The following is a 17,434-nucleotide window of genomic DNA, read 5'->3' on the forward strand; positions in this document are numbered from 1 at the left end:
ATGCGCGGTTTTTCGGCGATTGGCGGCACTTTAAGCGCAGATTGCTCACAAAGCAGGCGAACGATCCCGGAGTGGAATTTCCACTGTTGACAGGCAGGGTCCATCTCCATAAACTCAGCCCCCGTCAGCCGAGCTGACTCCGTCGGTGTGTAGCGCAGCCAGGTAGCGCATCTGCATGGGGTGTAGAGGGTCGGAGGTTCGAATCCTCTCACACCGACCAAATTCCCCGAGAAAGGCCTTGTCAGATGACAAGGCCTTTTCTTTTTGGCGCGGCGCGCCACCACGCAGCCTGCATTGTGCCGCCGATCGGTTTGTGCTGTAGTGATGCCCTGTGTTGCCAACCGGTGTTCGAGATGCCCTCTCCCCGCCCCTTTTGCCAGCGTCTGCTGTGGCTCGGCCTCTGCGCTCTCCTGCTACTCGGCTGCGCCACCCCTTATCAGAGCCAGCCATCGTTCTGGAACGGCCAGACCGGTTTCTCCCAGACTAAGCTCGGGCCTGACAAGTGGCAGCTGGAATTTGTCGGCAACGATCTGGTGAGCCGGGAAACCGCTCGCAAGTATGTGCTGAAACGGGCGGGCGAAGTGGCACAAGCCGAAGGTTATCAGTGGCTTGAGGTCAATGAATTGACCCTGCAACGGGACGCGGTCAGGGTGACGCCGAGTCGCCCCCTGTTCGGGTTCGATGACGACGAGCCAGATCCCTTTCTGGATCAGCGCACCGTGGAACACCGCATCTCGGCGTTGCTCATCTTCACCCTCACTCGCAGCGCGAAAAACGACCAAACCATGAAAGCCGATTATCTTGCAAACATTAAAATAAACAGCGATTAATATAGCCAAATTGCAAGATCCATATCACATACAACTAATGACAAGATAAAATTCTGCCACAAGGCGCTGGATTTACCCCCCCGGATTAGGCATGCTGCCAGCACACCGGCTGTCAGGAATCTACGGCTCGGATCACAAAAACGGACTGAAGTGGCACCCTTGCCGCTTGAAACGCTCTGCACTTATCAAAACTGGGACCCACCCCATGAAAATGAACAAATTGACGGTTGCCATCCTCATCGCGATGCTGGTTGGTATCCTGACTGGCCAGGGCTATCGCATGTTTGCCCCTGACCAGGCCGCCGGCTTTGCCAGCGACATCACCCTGTTGACCGATATCTTCCTGCGGCTGATCAAGATGATCATCGCCCCCCTGGTGTTCACCACCCTGGTGGTCGGCATCGCCAAGATGGGCGATACCCGCACCGTGGGCCGTATCGGCGCCAAAACCCTGGGCTGGTTCATGCTGGCCTCCCTGCTGTCGCTGACCCTGGGTCTGGTGATGGTCACCCTGATGCAACCGGGCGTGGGGCTCTCCCTCTCCCTGCCTGACGACACCGCCAGCTCCGGCGTGGTTGCCAGCGCCATCTCCCTCAAGGATTTCGTCACCCACGCCATTCCCAAAAGCGTGATCGAGGCGATGGCCACCAACGAGATCCTGCAGATCGTGGTGTTCTCCCTGTTCTTCGGGCTGGCTGCCGCCGCACTGGGTGATGCCGCCAAACCGGTGGTGATGCTGATGGCCAGCGCCGCCGAGATCATGCTCAAAGTGACCGGCTACGTGATGAACTTCGCTCCGTTTGCGGTGTTTGGCGCCATTGCCGCCATGGTCGCTAAGGAAGGGCTCGGCATCCTCGCCACCTACGGCACCTTCATGGCGCAGTTCTACCTGGCTCTGGGTTGCCTCTGGCTGCTGCTGATCGCCATGGGCAGCCTGTTTATCCGCCGCCGCATCGTGACCCTGCTGGCAATGATCCGCGAGCCGATCCTGCTGGCCTTCTCCACCGCCAGCTCCGAAGCGGCCTATCCGAAAACCCTGGATCGTCTGGAGAAGTTCGGTTGTGACAAACGCATCGCCAGCTTCGTGCTGCCGATGGGCTACTCCTTCAACCTGGATGGCTCCATGATGTACTGCACCTTCGCGGTGATGTTCATCGCCCAGGCCTACGGCATCGAGCTCTCCATGGCCCAGCAGATCACCATGCTGCTGCTGCTGATGGTCACCTCCAAGGGGATGGCCGGCGTACCGCGCGCCTCCCTGGTGGTGATTGCCGCCACCCTCAACCAGTTCCACATTCCGGAAGCGGGCATCCTGCTGCTGCTCGGCATCGACCACTTCCTCGACATGGGTCGCTCCGCCACCAACGTGCTGGGCAACGCCATCGCCGCCAGCGTGGTCGCCAAGAGCGAAGACAGCCTGGGTGAAACCGAACCCCTGGGTGAGGTGGATACCGCCAAGGCGTGATCCCCACATCATTCACATACAAACGGCCCGCAGATGCGGGCCGTTTTCTTATGTCTCATGGCGACACGGCAAGGCTCAGCACCAACGCCTCACCCGCCGGCAATAATCGGCATAGGCATCGCCAAAGCGGGCCTGCAGCGCCCGCTCCTCCGGCATTATCTGCCAGCGGCTGAGCCAGCCCCACAGCAGCAACGGACCGAGCCACACCAGCAGCCCGCCCAGATAACAGGCCAGCGCCATCGTCCAGCAGAGCAGCCCCAGGTACATGGGATTGCGGCTGAGGCGATAGAGCCCCCCGTCACCAGCGCACTGGCCTGCTCCGGGTGCAGCGGCGTCACCGTGGTGCCCTGGCGGCGAAAGCGCAGCACGCCCCCCAAGCCAAACACAGTGCCCAGCACCGCCAGCAACAGAGCAGCCAGCCGCCAACTAGCGCCACTGCCGCTCTCGGCAGCGCCCCCCCATCCCAGCATGGCCGCCACGATCAGACCAAACAGCAGCAGCGGTGGCACCCGACACTCAAGACTCATCATCTATTGACTCCTGGAGGGTGCCACGATCGGCACCTTGCGTTACACTTCCCGACGGGAATAGCGCCCTGGAAAATTGTCAAAGTTCATAACAATAACAATGCCTTGGCTACACTTTATCCCATCTGCGTGAAAACGGCCCCTAGCGACCGTCATGCACCTCAACCCAAACAATAAAAAAGGAACCACCCCATGCACAAGAAGACACTGCTGGCCACGCTGATCCTGGGCCTGCTGGCCGGTCAGGCCGTCGCGGCCCCTTACCTGCCGCTGGCCAGCGATCATCGCAACGGCGAAGTGCAGACCGCCAGCAATGCCTGGCTGGAAGTCGATCTCGGCGCCTTCGAGCACAACATCCAGACCCTCAAGGATCGCCTCGGTGACAAAGGGCCGAAGATCTGCGCCATCATGAAGGCCGACGCCTACGGCCACGGCATCGACCTGCTGGTGCCCTCGGTGGTCAAGGCCGGCATCCCCTGCATCGGCATCGCCAGCAACGAAGAGGCCCGCGTGGCCCGTGAGAAGGGCTTCACCGGCCGCCTGATGCGGGTACGTGCCGCCACCCCGGCCGAAGTGGAACAGGCCCTGCCCTACAAGATGGAAGAGCTCATCGGCAGCCTGGTGAGTGCTCAGGGCATCGCCGACATCGCCCAGCGCCACCACACCAATATCCCGGTGCACATCGCGCTCAACTCCGCCGGCATGAGCCGCAACGGCATCGATCTGCGCCTGGCTGACTCCAAGGAAGACGCGCTGGCCATGCTCAAGCTCAAGGGGATCACCCCGGTCGGCATCATGACCCACTTCCCGGTGGAGGAGAAAGAGGACGTCAAGATGGGGCTGGCCCAGTTCAAACTGGACTCCCAGTGGCTGCTGGAAGCGGGCAAGCTGGATCGCAGCAAGATCACCATCCACGCCGCCAACTCCTTCGCCACCCTGGAAGTGCCGGACGCCTACTTCGACATGGTGCGCCCGGGCGGCCTGCTGTACGGCGACTCCATCCCCTCCTACACCGAGTACAAGCGGGTGATGGCGTTCAAGACCCAGGTTGCCTCCGTCAACCACTACCCGGCCGGCAACACCGTCGGTTATGACCGCACCTTCACCCTCAAGCGCGACTCCTGGCTCGCCAACCTGCCGCTGGGCTACTCCGACGGCTATCGCCGGGCGCTGAGCAACAAGGCCTATGTGCTGATCCAAGGCCAGAAAGTGCCGGTGGTGGGCAAGACCTCCATGAACACCATCATGGTGGACGTGACCGATCTGAAAGGGGTCAAACCCGGTGACGAGGTGGTGCTGTTCGGCCGCCAGGGTGAGGCTGAGGTGAAACAGGCGGATCTGGAAGAGTACAACGGCGCCCTGCTGGCGGACATGTACACCATCTGGGGCTACACCAACCCCAAGAAGATCAAGCGCTAAGCCAGTCTTTGCCATAAAAAAGGGCTCCCGCGGGAGCCCTTGTTGTTAATGCTTTATAGTCTGCCGCGTTCAAGCGGCTTTTTTGCGGGTCACCCAGAGGCTCAACCCCATGGAGGCCAGCAAGATCAGTGCGACTACTCCCAATGCAATGCCGGTGGGGATCTTGAAGATATCCAGCAGCAGCATCTTGACCCCGATGAACATCAGGATCAGCGCCAGGCCGTACTTGAGCAGAGCGAAACGCTCAGCCACGCCGGCCAGCAGGAAGTACATGGCACGCAGACCCATGATGGCGAAGATGTTGGAGGTCAGCACGATGAAGGGATCCGTGGTCACCGCGAAGATGGCCGGGATGCTGTCCACCGCGAAGATGAGATCGCTCACCTCCACCAGCACCAGAATGAGCAGCAGCGGCGTGGCGTAACGCACGCCATCGCGCCAGACGAAGAAGTTCTCCCCCTCCAGCGTCTCCGTCACCTTGAAGCGGCGACGCATCCAGCCCAGCAGCGGGTTGTTGGCCAGATCAGGCTCCTTGTCGGCCGCCCACAGCATCTTGACCCCGGTCAGCAGCAGGAAGGCGCCGAACAGGTAGAGGATCCAGTGGAACTGCTCGATTAGCCAGCTGCCGGCGAACACCATGCCGGCCCGCATCACGATGGCACCCAGTACCCCGTACAGCAGGACCCGGCGCTGCAGCTCGGCCGGAATGACAAAGTAGCCGAACAGCATCAGCCAGACGAAGACGTTGTCCACCGCCAGCGCCTTCTCGATGAGGTAGCCGGTGAGGAACTCCAGCCCCTTCTGGTTGGCAATTTCACGGCCTGCGCTGTGATCCAGCCAGAACCAGATGGCCAGGTTGAACAAGAGCGCCACGCTGATCCAGATGAGGGACCAGATCCCTGCCTCTTTGAGCGACACCTTGTGTGCCTTGCCACCCCCGACAAAGCGGATATCAATCCATAACAGGACCAGTACTATGCTGAAGAAACCGGCCCACATCCACCATTCACCCATGTTCACTTCTCCCAAAAACGACAAAACCCACGACCGAGAGGCGTGGGTTTGCGTTTGGAGCAGATACACCTTGCCTCTCGGCAAGGTCTCACTTACAGCCGACTTGCGTCAACTGCCCGGCTGCCGGGTGCACTGCAGGATATGGGTGCACCGTAATGACGACAAACCGGCGAGAAGTTACTCCCCTTGTTGCGCGGATAGTAACAGCGGAAAAAGATAACGCCAAGAGGCATCTTCATGCCGGCTGCAAAAAAACAGGGCGCCACCCGGGCGCCCTGTTCTGCCTGCTCATCCTCAGAGCGGATCCGCCTTGAGGCAGGAGACCGCATGGTCGAAGTTGCCCTCGAGCTGGGGCCGGGTCTTGGCACACTCAGGACCGGCCACCGGGCAGCGGGTACGGAACACGCAGCCTGACGGCGGGTTCATCGGCGATGGCAAATCCCCTTCCAGGATCTGGATGGTCTTGCTGCGCTCCAGATCCGGATCCGGAATGGGCACGGCCGACATCAGCGCCTTGGTATAGGGGTGCAAGGGGTTGGCGAAGATCTCCTTGCGGGTCCCCAGCTCCACCGCATTGCCCAGATACATCACCAGCACCCGATCCGAGATGTGTTTGACCACCGACAAGTCGTGGGCGATGAAGATGAGCGACAGCCCCATCTCCTTCTGAATAGCCTTGAGCAGGTTGACCACCTGCGCCTGGATGGAGACATCCAGCGCCGACACCGGCTCGTCACAGATGATCATCTTGGGCTCGAGGATCAGCGCCCGGGCGATGCCGATGCGCTGGCACTGACCGCCGGAGAACTCATGGGGATAGCGGTTGACCAGGTTGGGCAAGAGCCCCACTTTGCTCATCATGGCCCGCACCTTCTCCTTCACCTGATCTCGGGAGAGGTCGGGATAGAAGGTGATGAGCGGCTCGGCGATGATGTCGCCGATGGTCATGCGCGGGTTGAGGGAGGCCAGCGGATCCTGGAAAATCATCTGGATCTCTTTGCGCTTCTCGCGCAGCGCCTTCTGGTCGAGCTTGGTCAGATCGTTGCCCAGCCACACTACCTTGCCGTCGGTGGCCGGCACCAGGCCGATCAGCGCCCGGGCAAAGGTGGATTTGCCGCAACCCGACTCCCCCACCACGCCAAGGGTCTCCCCTTCATACAGGCGCAGGGTCACCCCGTCCACCGCCTTCAGGGCGGAGGGTTTGGCCCAGGGCCAGGCCTTGTCACTCTTGATGCTGAAGTGGACCTTGAGGTCGGACACTTCCAGCAGCAGTTTCTTGTCAGTCCCCATTTAGTTCACTCCCTTGATCATGGCATCCGATACCCAGTGGCAGGCCCGCTCCCGGCCGTCGTTGAACGGCGTCAGTATCGGCGACTGCTTGCCGCAAATCTCGCTCACCCGGTGGCAGCGCTCCTGGAAGGGGCAGCCGGTGGGCAGACGCAGCAGGTTGGGCGGATTGCCCGGGATGGTGGGCAGCTCTTCCCCTTCGGTGTCGAGGCGGGGAATGGCGCGCAACAGGCCCTCGGTATAGGGGTGGCTCGGGCGATAGAAGATATCGTTGACCTTGCCGTACTCCATGGTACGACCGGCATACATCACCAGCACCTTGTCGCAGATCCCCGCCACCACGCCCAGATCGTGGGTGATCATGATGATGGCGGTGTTGAACTCGCGCTTGAGCTCGTTCATCAGGGTCATGATCTGGGCCTGCACGGTCACGTCCAGCGCGGTGGTCGGCTCGTCGGCGATCAGCAGCTGCGGCCGGCACAACAGCGCCATGGCGATCATCACCCGCTGGCGCATGCCACCGGAAAATTCGTGAGGATACATCCCCATCCGCTTGCGCGCTTCCGGGATCTTGACCGCATCCAGCATGCGCACCGATTCTTCGAACGCTTCGGCCTTGCTGACGCCCTTGTGCAGCATCAGCACTTCCATCAGCTGATCCTTCACCTTCATGTAGGGGTTGAGCGAGGTCATGGGGTCCTGGAAGATCATGGCGATCTTTTCGGAGCGGATCTTGTTGAGCTTGTGCTCGGGCAGGTTCAGGATCTCGTCGCCCTGAAATTTGGCCGAACCGGTGATGACACCGTTCTTGGCCAGCAGCCCCATGATGGCGAACGCGGTCTGGGATTTGCCCGAACCGGACTCACCGACGATCCCCAGGGTCTCGCCCGCAGCGAGGGAGAAGTTGAGGTCGTTGACCGCCACCACATTGCCGTCCGGGGTCTTGAACTCGACCCGCAGATCTTTTACATCCAGTAATTTCATAAAAAACTCCTTATCGATCTTTCGTGACGTTTTCCTGTCGATCCGATGCGCTATCCGCCCGATTGAGCCGCACTGTGCGGCTCCTCGGCGCGTTGTTTCAGCGCTCCTTCGCCGTTCTATCAGCGATCTTTCGCCGCTTTCTCAGCGATCCTTCGGATCGAGGGCGTCACGCAGACCATCCCCGAGGAAGTTGAAGCAAAACAGGGTCACCACCATGAAACCGGCGGGGAACAGGAGTTGCCAGATGGCCACTTCCATCGACTTGGAGCCTTCATCCAGCAGAGCGCCCCAGCTGGTCATGGGCTCTTGTACGCCCAGCCCAAGGAAGCTCAGGAAGGATTCGAACATGATCATGCCCGGCACCAGCAAGGTGGCGTAAACCGCCACGATACCCAGCACGTTTGGCACGATGTGACGGGTGATGATCTTCCACTTGGAGACGCCGCAGACATGAGCCGCCTCGATGAACTCCTTGCTCTTGAGGCTCAGGGTCTGGCCTCGCACGATCCGCGCCATGTCGAGCCAGCTCACCGCGCCGATGGCGATGAAGATGAGCGCCAGGTTGCGGCCGAAGAAGGTCACCAGCATGATCACGAAGAACATGAAGGGGAAGGCGTTGAGGATCTCAAGCACCCGCATCATCAGGCTGTCGACCCGACCGCCGATGAAGCCGGAGGCCGCGCCGTAGAGGGTGCCGATGATGACGGCCACCATGGCCCCCATGATGCCGACCATCAGCGAGATTCGCCCGCCGAGCAGGGTGCGCACGAACAGATCGCGCCCCAGGCTGTCGGTGCCGAACCAGTGGCCGGTTTCCATGTCCGGTGCCGCCTGCATAGCGCCCCAGTCAGGATCGTCGAAGGTGTATTGGGACAGATGCGGTCCCACGATCACCGCCAGACCTATGATGGTCAGGATGATCAGGCTGGTGAGCGCGGCCTTGTTGCGCAAGAAACGGCGACGGGCATCCTTCCACAGGGAGCGTCCTTCCACCACTTCCACTTGCTGGGCGAACGCCTCGACGGCTTCGCGTTTTTCAGTTGTGACAACCATGATGTACTCCCGACTTAGTAACGGATCTTGGGATCGATAAAGGCATAGAGAATATCGACCACGGCGTTAAAGGTGATGGTGAGGGCGCCGACCAGAATGGTCAGACCGAGCACCATGGAGTAATCACGGTTGAGGGCACCGTTGACGAACAGCTGGCCAATCCCCGGCAGGCCGAAGATGGTCTCGATCACCACGGAACCCGTGATGATGCCCACGAATGCCGGCCCCAGATAGGAGACCACCGGCAGCATGGCCGGACGCAGTGCGTGCTTGAGAATGATATGGCGCAGCGGCAAGCCCTTGGCGCGGGCAGTGCGGATGAAGTTGGAGTTCATGGTCTCGATCATGCTGCCCCGCATGATCCGCGAGATGGCAGAGATGTAGTACATCATCATGCCGAACACCGGCAGCACCATGAATTGCACCCCGCCGCCCTGCCAGCCACCGGCCGGGAACCAGCCGAGATGAATACTGAACAGCAACACCAGCAAGGGAGCCAGCACAAAGCCCGGGATCACCACCCCCGCCATGGCCGACGACATCAACAGGTAGTCGATGACGGTATTCTGTTTCAAGGCGGCAATGGTGCCGAAGGTGACCCCCAGCGTCACCGCGAACAGAAAGGCGAAGGAGCCAATCTTGGCCGATACCGGCAGTGCCTGGCTCACCAGATCGTTGACGGTGAAGTCCTTGTATTTGAAGGAGGGACCGAGGTCGCCCTGCACCAGGTTGCCCAGATAGGTGAGGTATTGCACGCCGATGGGCTTGTCGAGGCCATATTTGGCTTCGATGTTGGCCAGTACTTCCGGCGGCAGGGAGCGTTCGCTGGTGAAGGGGTTTCCCGGCGCGAAACGCATCATGAAGAAGGAGACGGTGATCAAGACCAGCAGAGTCGGGATCGCTTCCAGTAGACGTTTAAAAATGAATTTCAACATAGACAATTCCTGTCCTGTACTGCTTCCAAAGGGTCGCGGTTGTAATAAAGGCCCGCCATCCGGCGGGCCTGCTTTGTTATGCGACGTGTTACTTTACTCAGTGAGCAATGATGTACATGTCTTTGCTGTAGAGGTTGTCCAGCGGGTTGGCCGGGTAGCCGCCCACATAGGACTTGACCATGCGGGAGGTCACGTACTGATAGATGGGAGCGATCGGCATGTCCTTGGCCAGGATCTCTTCAGCCTGCACATAGAGCTTGTTGCGGGCATCGGCATCCACCTGATTGCGCGACTCGTTCATCAGCTTGTCAAACGCCGGGTTGGAGTATTTGCCGTCGTTGTTGCCGTGAGTGGTCTGCATCAGATCCAGCATGGAAGAGGCTTCGTTGTAGTCGGCGATCCAGCCGGCACGGCCCACATCAAACTGCCCCTGCTTCTTGGTTTCCAGGTAGGTCTTCCATTCCTGGTTGACCAGGCTCACCTGCACGCCCAGCTTCTTCCACATGGAAGCCACGGCAACCGCCACTTTCTTGTGGTTGTCGTCGGTGTTGTAGAGCAGCTCGAACTTGAGCGGTTTGCCCGGGCCGAAACCGGCTTCGGTCAGCAGCTCTTTCGCCTTGGCATCACGCTCTGCTTGGGTCAGCTTGGACCAGGCCGGCGCCACCGGCTTGAAGCCGTCCACGAAATCAGGCACCAGGGTGTAGCCCGGAGTCTCGCCCTTGCCCATCACCTTGTCGGCGATCACGTTGCGGTCGATGGCATAAGAGAGGGCGGTACGCACTCGCACGTCATCAAACGGCTTGTGCTTGAAGTTGTACTGGTAGTAGTAGGTACCGACATAGCCGCTCACCTTCACCTCGTTCGGCAGCTCTTTCTTCATCTGCTTGAAGCGCTCGATGGGCATGTTGTAGGTGAGATCCACTTCGCCGGCCAGATAGCGGTTCAGCTCGGCGTTGGTGGACTGGATCGGCAGATAGGTCACCTTGTTGATGACGGTCTTGGCGTTGTTCCAGTAGTTCGGGTTGCGCTCTACGTCGACGCGCTCGTTGACCACCCAATCCTTCAGCACATAGGCACCGTTGGATACCATGTTGCCGGGCTGGGTCCACTTGTCACCGAACTTCTCGATCACCTTCTTCGGCACCGGGTAGGTGGTGGTGTGGGAGAGCATGCTGACGAAATAAGGCACCGCCTTCTCCAGCTGCACCTCGAAGGTGTAGTCGTCCACTGCCTTCACGCCCAGGGTGTCGGCCGCTTTCTTGCCGGCGATGATCTCGCTGGCATTGACGATGGTCGGGATCTCCAGATACCAGGAGTAGGGAGACGCCGTCTTGGGATCCACGGCCCGCTTGAAGGCGAACTCGAAATCGTGGGCTGTCACGGGATCCCCGTTGGACCACTTGGCATCTTTGCGCAGGTGGAACACGAAGTGTTTGTTGTCCTTGGTTTCCCAGGACTCGGCCATGGCGGGAAGCACTTCCCCTTTGGGGCCGGAGGCAACGAGACCTTCGAACAGGTCACGCAGAATGTTGGATTCAACCGTTCCTTCGGTTTTATGCGGGTCGAGAGTGGCAGGCTCGGAGCCATTGCCTTTTACCAGCTGCTGAACGTCAGCCAGTTTGGTACCTGCGGGAACATCGGCGGCTTGTGCCGCGTTGACACCGCCGAACAGTGCTGCCACCAAGAGGGTATTAATCATTGTTTTTTTATGAGTCATTTCCATACTCCACAAGAACATTCCATGCAATTTTCCATCAACGGGATAAGTACCCCGCTGCCAGCATAATTCCCTGACATTTCTGATAATGCAATAGATATTGTCAGGCAGGACTGGACTTCATGGTCAAAAAAGCAGCTTTTAACCAATTATTCAGAATTTAAATATCGCGTGATGGACGTTTTTTATACAAACCCGCTCGATTCTAGGAAATGACCAACAAAAAAGAAACAATAAAAAGCCGGTCACGAGGACCGGCTCCAACAAAACAGACCTGAATCACATCAATCCGGGGAAGACCCCCTTGATCCCCGCCACCATGATCTCGATGCCAAGCGACATCATGATGAGACCCATGATCCGGGTGACCACGTTGATGCCGGTGTTGCCCATCACCTTGAACAGCAGGGGGGCGGCGCGGAATATGAGCCAGGAGCAGAAGGCAAACACCATCACTACCACCGACATCCCCAGCATCTGGGACCAGGTGCTCTGGCTGGCATAGACAATAGAGGAGGAGATGGCACCGGGGCCGGCCATCAGCGGCAGTGCCAGCGGCACCACAGCGACAGATTCCCGCGCGGCGAGCTCCCCTTTCTCCTGCTTGTTGTGCTTCACCTCCCCCAGCTTGCCCTGCAGCATGGACCAGGCGATCAGGGTGATGAGCGAGCCGCCGGCAATGCGAAACGACGCCAGCGAGATGCCGAAACCATCGAGGATCAGCTGCCCCATGTACATGGAAACCAGCAGGATGATCATCACCGCAATGTTGGCGGTGGTGTTGGTCTTCATCCGCTCTTCCGGCGTTTGATGGCTGGTCAGGCTGACAAACACCGGCAACAGGCCGAGCGGGTTGATGATCGCAAACAAACCGATGAAAAACTTCAGATATAAAGAGACGTCAATTGCTGCCATAGGCGCCATCCAGAAGTAGAACGAGGCCCTGCGGGCCACCCCGATAAACCGTGCGTAAATTTACACCATGGCCGAAACCTTCACCAATCAAATAATCTCACCCTTTCCGTGGCTTTTCAGTTAGTTCCTCTAATGTAACGACGAAATTCAACATATCGAGTTGCTAATAAAGATTGTCGCCATTTAACACTCTGATAAAATCACTTCGAGTTTTATGCGGCCACGGAGTTTTGGCGCAACATTTCATCTTCGTAAAAAAGGATTTTGTAATGATTGATACGGACATCAAGTTGCAATGGCATCTGGATTCACTGCCCGCAGGCAGTGTCGCCCCCCTGCAGGGCTTCTTCGACCGGCTGCCGGTTGATCCCTATATCCAGGGCCGCTTTCGCGAACGCCGTTACGGCCGGGTTGAAAAAGAGGGCAGCCGCTTTTACCCCCTCGACAACGGCGTCTTCTTTCAGGCGGCCGCCATCAACAAGTTTCTGGGGGACGTGCCCAGAACCTATGCCGAGCTGGATCCCGCCTTCGTCGCCCACCCCACCTTCCAGCTGATGCTGACCCGCTTTGCCCGCCACACCCGGCTGGCGGATGGCCAGGCCATCGGTATTCACCAGATGCGCATCGTCACCGGCGAAGGTGAAAGCGTGCCGCCCGCCCCGGAAGGCGTGCATCAGGACGGCTTTGATTTCATCGGGGTATTCTTTTGTGGCAGTGACGGGGTCAGCGGCGGCGCCTTGCAGCTCTATCATGGATTAAAAGAACAACCATTTTTTCAACAACAATTAAACGCTGGCGAGTATCTGATCCTGGATGATCGCCGTTTCTATCACAATGCCGCCCCCATACTGCCCCAGGGTCCGCACCGGGGACACTGGGACGTAATCGTGCTAACTGCTTGAAAAATGGTGCGTGAGCCCCTGTTCACGCCCCATTCATCCCGCTTCTGGCCCACTCAACAACTGCGCAACATCTGGCAAACATGTATTGTGAAACAAAATTTCTTTTGTTCTTTTGTTACACATGATCCAGATCAAGTTTTTCTGAGTCAGCCCCGCTCTATAATCGACTCAGAAAGCGATTTAGTAAGGCATGTAAATACCCCGTTGTGGTGATTCTGTTCTTGACAGGGCATCTATAATTGCCGGGCATTGCCAACGTCTTACTAAACAGTTTTCAAATCATCAGGAGATAAACATGGCAGTAACCAATATGGCTGAACTGGATGCACTGGTCGCCCGCGTCAAAGAAGCACAGCGTGAATTCGCCAGCTTCTCGCAAGAGCAGGTAGACAAGATCTTCCGTGCCGCCGCCCTGGCCGCCAGCAATGCCCGTATCCCCCTGGCCCAGATGGCCGTGGAAGAGTCCGGTATGGGTATCATCGAAGACAAGGTTATCAAGAACCACTTCGCCTCCGAATACATCTACAACAAGTACAAAGAAGAGAAGACCTGCGGCATCCTCAGTGAAGATGACGAGATGGGCACCATCACCATCGCCGAGCCGGTAGGTATCATCTGCGGTATCGTACCGACCACCAACCCGACCTCCACTGCGATCTTCAAATCTCTGATCTCCCTGAAGACCCGCAACGCCATCATCTTCTCCCCGCACCCCCGTGCCAAGAACTCCACCAATACCGCTGCCAAGCTGGTACTGGATGCAGCCATTGCCGCCGGTGCACCGAAAGACATCATCGGCTGGATCGATCAACCGACCGTTGAACTCTCCAACGCCCTGATGAAGCACAACGACATCAACCTGATCCTGGCCACCGGTGGCCCGGGCATGGTGAAAGCCGCCTACTCCTCTGGCAAGCCTGCCATCGGTGTGGGTGCGGGTAACGTGCCCGTTGTCATCGACGAAACTGCCGATGTGAAGCGCGCCGTCGCCTCCATCCTGATGTCCAAAACCTTCGACAACGGCGTGGTTTGTGCCTCCGAGCAAGCCGTCATCGTGGTTGACTCCATCTATGACCAGGTGAAAGAGCGTTTCGCGACTCACAACGGTTATGTGCTGACCAAAGAAGAAGCTGACAAGGTCCGCAAGGTCATCCTGATCAACGGTGCCATGAACGCCAACATCGTGGGCCAGCCTGCTACCAAGATCGCCGAAATGTCCGGCGTGACCGTGCCCCCCACCACCAAGATCCTCATCGGTGAAGGTCTGGAAGTGTGTGAAGAGGAAGAGTTCGCTCACGAGAAGCTCTCCCCGACCCTGGGTATGTTCCGTGCCAAGAACTTTGAAGAAGCCGTCGAAATGGCCTGCACCATGGTCAACCTGGGTGGTATCGGCCACACCTCCGGTCTGTACACCGACCAGGATCGCAACGCCGACCGCATCAAGTACTTCGGCGACAAGATGAAGACCGCCCGTATCCTGATCAACACCCCGACCACCCAGGGTGGTATCGGTGACCTGTACAACTTTGCCATCGCACCGTCCTTGACGCTGGGTTGCGGTTCCTGGGGTGGTAACTCCATCTCCGAAAACGTGGGTCCCAAGCACCTGATCAACAAGAAGACAGTCGCAAAACGGGCAGAAAATATGCTGTGGCACAAACTTCCGAAATCCATCTACTTCCGTCGTGGTTCCCTGCCGATCGCCCTGGGCGACCTGGAAGGTAAAAAGCGCGCATTGGTCGTGACCGACCGCTTCCTGTTCAACAACGGCTACGCCGACGAAGTGGTTCGTCTGCTCAAGGGCCTGAAGATGGAAGTGGAAGTGTTCTACGAAGTAGAAGCCGACCCGACCCTGTCTGTAGTACGCAAAGGCGCCGAGATGGCCCACTCATTCAAGCCGGACGTGATCGTCGCGCTGGGCGGTGGTTCACCGATGGATGCGGCCAAGATCATGTGGGTGATGTACGAGCACCCGGAAACCGCGTTCGAAGACTTGGCCATGCGCTTCATGGACATCCGCAAGCGTATCTACAAGTTCCCGAAAATGGGCGTGAAGGCCGAACTGGTCTGTATCACCACCACTTCCGGTACCGGTTCTGAAGTGACCCCGTTTGCGGTCGTGACCGATGACGCCACCGGCATGAAATACCCGCTGGCCGACTACGAGCTGACCCCGAACATGGCCATCGTCGACGCCAACCTGGTCATGGGGATGCCCAAATCCCTGTGTGCCTTCGGCGGTATCGATGCCGTGACTCACGCCATGGAAGCCTACGTTTCCGTACTGGCCAACGAGTACTCCGACGGTCAGGCGCTGCAAGCCCTGAAACTGCTCAAAGAGTACCTGCCGTCCAGCTACCAGAACGGTGCCAACGACCCGGTTGCTCGCGAGAAAGTGCACAACGCCGCCACCATCGCCGGTATCGCGTTCGCCAACGCCTTCCTGGGTGTGTGCCACTCCATGGCCCACAAACTGGGTGCCGAGTTCCACATTCCGCACGGCCTGGCCAACGCCCTGCTGATCAGCAACGTGATCCGCTACAACGCCAACGACAACCCGACCAAGCAGACTGCGTTCTCCCAGTACGACCGTCCGCAGGCTCGCCGTCGCTACGCCGAAGTGGCCGACCACCTGGGTCTGACTGCCGCCGGTGACCGTACCGCCGCCAAGATCGAGAAGCTGCTGGTATGGCTGGACGAGCTGAAAGCCACTCTGGGCATCCCGGCCTCCATCCGTGAAGCCGGCGTGTCTGAAGCTGACTTCCTGGCCAAGGTTGACCAGCTGGCCGTGGAAGCCTTCGATGACCAGTGCACCGGCGCCAACCCGCGCTACCCGCTGATCAGCGAGCTGAAAGCCATCCTGCTGGACACCTACTACGGCCGTCCCTTCACCGAAGACGCTCAGGTAGCGGCCAAGGTTGAAGCCAAGGTTGAAGGCAAGAAGAAGTCCAAAGCCTGATAAGCTGAACCGACTCGAGAGCCCGCGCACATGCGCGGGCTTTTTTGTTTGTCTATCTGCTTAATTTTGCTAGCTTGTTCATAGGCATTCATGAAATGCGAGCTAGCGTATGGCGCTGATACAAGCCTCCATCGAGCAGTTGCGGGTAGGCCACTACATCCATCTCCCCACGGGATGGACCAACCACCCTTTTATGTTCAATGCATTCAAGATCAAGGATCAGCAGCAACTCGACATCATTCGCCATCTCGATCTCAGCCTGCTGATGGTAGACCCTGACAAGAGCGACCTGCCTATCGAACCCATCTTGCGCGGTGACATTCCTTCCGCCGGGCCTGACCTCTCGATCATTGAAGAGCTGGTGGAGAGCGGCCCTGCCCCGTTTGATGAGAAAGCCTTTCGCCGATCCCTGCGCGCCGCCGACAAGGCCTTCGGCCAATCCATGTCCGAGCTGCGCGATGCGCTGGGGGCACTCAACCTCAAGCCGGACGAAGGGCTCGCCAACACGGCGCAGATAGTGCGCAACGCCGCCGCCCGCATCAGTGCCCACGAAGGGCCGCTCGGCCTGCACCTCATTCGCAGCCCGCACACCGACATCCTGCTGCAGCACAGCCTGAACGTGGCCTTCATCGCCATGCTGATGGCCCGCGAGCTCGGCATGAACCCCATTGAAATCGAAGAGACCGGGCTGGCCGGCCTGGTGCACGACATCGGCGAGCTGAAGATCCCGACCCAGATCACCCAGAAACGGGGGGAGCTCAACAAGTCAGAGCAAAACTTTCTCAACATGCACCCCCAGTACGGGCTGGAGATGCTGACCCAGTTGCAGGCCTTCGAGCCCAAGATCCGCCAGGTGGCCCATCTGCATCATGAGCGCCTTGACGGCAGCGGCTTTCCCCTTGGCATCAAGGGGGGCGAGATCCCGCCGCTGGCGCGGATCATCGGGCTGGTGGATTACTATGACGAGCTGCTGCACCCGCGCAACAGCGCCACGCCGGCGGCGCCTAGCCAGGCCATCAGCCAGCTCTACAAGCTGTCGCAGAAGAAATTCGACCAGGATCTGGTCAAGCTGTTGATCAAGGTGCTGGGGGTCTATCCGCCCGGCTCACTGGTGATGCTCTCCGACGACTCGGTGGCGCTGGTGCTCTCCACCGAGCCCACCATGCCGCTCAAGCCCAAGGTGCTGCCCTACATCAAGGCACAGCGGCCGGAAGGGGTGGCGATGATCGACCTGCGGGAAGATGAGCGCACCATCAAATCATTTATCAAGCAGGAAGAGCTGGATGAGGGGCAACGGCTGTTTTTCAACCTGACCCGACGCTTCTGTTACTATTTTGCCTTCTGAGTTATCCCCAGAAGCTGGGGATAACTCATTGGACAAACCTGAATAATCACTCGATTGCCCGCAAAATTGTTCGCCATCCACC

General features: G+C 58.8%; 13 protein-coding genes, 1 tRNA gene and 1 pseudogene. 7 read left to right on the plus strand and 8 right to left on the minus strand.

From position 1 onward, the window contains the following. The first annotated feature begins 143 nt into the window (after positions 1–143). The 3 genes from E5E97_RS18130 to E5E97_RS18140 all read left to right on the plus strand — a co-directional run bounded on the left by E5E97_RS18130 (position 144) and on the right by E5E97_RS18140 (position 2,295). Positions 144–220 (plus strand) — tRNA-Pro (locus tag E5E97_RS18130). A gap of 133 nt (positions 221–353) precedes the next feature. Further along, complete coding sequence (locus E5E97_RS18135; RefSeq protein WP_171280715.1) at positions 354–830, plus strand: hypothetical protein; 477 nt, start codon at positions 354–356, stop codon at positions 828–830. A 205-nt stretch (positions 831–1,035) separates the two neighbouring features. Next, positions 1,036–2,295 carry a dicarboxylate/amino acid:cation symporter gene (locus tag E5E97_RS18140; protein WP_024944897.1) on the plus strand — a complete coding sequence of 420 codons (1,260 nt, stop codon included), beginning with the start codon at positions 1,036–1,038 and terminating at the stop codon, positions 2,293–2,295. Between the two features lie 75 nt (positions 2,296–2,370). On the opposite strand, the pseudogene E5E97_RS18145 reads toward E5E97_RS18140, so the two are convergent. Then, a pseudogene (locus tag E5E97_RS18145) lies at positions 2,371–2,825 on the minus strand (isoprenylcysteine carboxylmethyltransferase family protein). Positions 2,826–3,014: 189 nt separating this feature from the next. Between E5E97_RS18145 and alr the strand changes: the two are divergent. Further along, a complete protein-coding gene (alr, locus tag E5E97_RS18150; protein ID WP_011706424.1) occupies positions 3,015–4,241 on the plus strand; it encodes an alanine racemase in 1,227 nt (408 codons plus the stop codon). Between the two features lie 69 nt (positions 4,242–4,310). On the opposite strand, the gene E5E97_RS18155 is transcribed toward alr, so the two are convergent. The 7 genes from E5E97_RS18155 to E5E97_RS18185 all read right to left on the minus strand — a co-directional run bounded on the left by E5E97_RS18155 (position 4,311) and on the right by E5E97_RS18185 (position 12,146). Then, positions 4,311–5,255, minus strand: a complete 945-nt coding sequence (locus E5E97_RS18155) for a TerC family protein (RefSeq protein WP_171280716.1) — start codon at positions 5,253–5,255, stop codon at positions 4,311–4,313. 294 nt (positions 5,256–5,549) lie between these two features. Further along, entirely contained in the window at positions 5,550–6,545 is a 996-nt protein-coding gene (oppF, locus tag E5E97_RS18160; RefSeq protein ID WP_011706426.1) for a murein tripeptide/oligopeptide ABC transporter ATP binding protein OppF, read from the minus strand. Next, positions 6,546–7,526, minus strand: a complete 981-nt coding sequence (locus E5E97_RS18165) for an ABC transporter ATP-binding protein (protein ID WP_017408089.1) — start codon at positions 7,524–7,526, stop codon at positions 6,546–6,548. Between the two features lie 141 nt (positions 7,527–7,667). Then, positions 7,668–8,579 carry an oligopeptide ABC transporter permease OppC gene (gene oppC, locus E5E97_RS18170; protein ID WP_011706428.1) on the minus strand — a complete coding sequence of 304 codons (912 nt, stop codon included), beginning with the start codon at positions 8,577–8,579 and terminating at the stop codon, positions 7,668–7,670. A gap of 14 nt (positions 8,580–8,593) precedes the next feature. Continuing rightward, entirely contained in the window at positions 8,594–9,514 is a 921-nt protein-coding gene (oppB, locus tag E5E97_RS18175) for an oligopeptide ABC transporter permease OppB (RefSeq protein WP_011706429.1), read from the minus strand. A 97-nt stretch (positions 9,515–9,611) separates the two neighbouring features. After that, on the minus strand, positions 9,612–11,231 hold the full coding sequence (locus E5E97_RS18180) for an ABC transporter substrate-binding protein (RefSeq protein ID WP_011706430.1): 1,620 nt from the start codon (positions 11,229–11,231) through the stop codon (positions 9,612–9,614). A gap of 279 nt (positions 11,232–11,510) precedes the next feature. Continuing rightward, positions 11,511–12,146 (minus strand): YchE family NAAT transporter, encoded by a 636-nt coding sequence (locus tag E5E97_RS18185; RefSeq protein ID WP_016351085.1) that lies wholly within the window; start codon positions 12,144–12,146, stop codon positions 11,511–11,513. Positions 12,147–12,415: 269 nt separating this feature from the next. Between E5E97_RS18185 and E5E97_RS18190 the strand changes: the two genes are divergently transcribed. From E5E97_RS18190 to E5E97_RS18200, 3 genes are all read left to right on the plus strand, one after another. Then, positions 12,416–13,048: a 2OG-Fe dioxygenase family protein gene (locus E5E97_RS18190; protein ID WP_029302770.1), complete on the plus strand. Its 633-nt coding sequence runs from the start codon at positions 12,416–12,418 to the stop codon at positions 13,046–13,048. A gap of 295 nt (positions 13,049–13,343) precedes the next feature. Further along, on the plus strand, positions 13,344–16,007 hold the full coding sequence (gene adhE, locus E5E97_RS18195; protein WP_016351087.1) for a bifunctional acetaldehyde-CoA/alcohol dehydrogenase: 2,664 nt from the start codon (positions 13,344–13,346) through the stop codon (positions 16,005–16,007). 109 nt (positions 16,008–16,116) lie between these two features. After that, complete coding sequence (locus E5E97_RS18200; protein WP_011706434.1) at positions 16,117–17,352, plus strand: HD-GYP domain-containing protein; 1,236 nt, start codon at positions 16,117–16,119, stop codon at positions 17,350–17,352. Positions 17,353–17,434 lie beyond the last annotated feature (82 nt).

Origin of the sequence: Aeromonas sp. 2692-1, from assembly GCF_013085505.1 — a bacterium.
Lineage (GTDB): Bacteria > Pseudomonadota > Gammaproteobacteria > Enterobacterales > Aeromonadaceae > Aeromonas > Aeromonas hydrophila.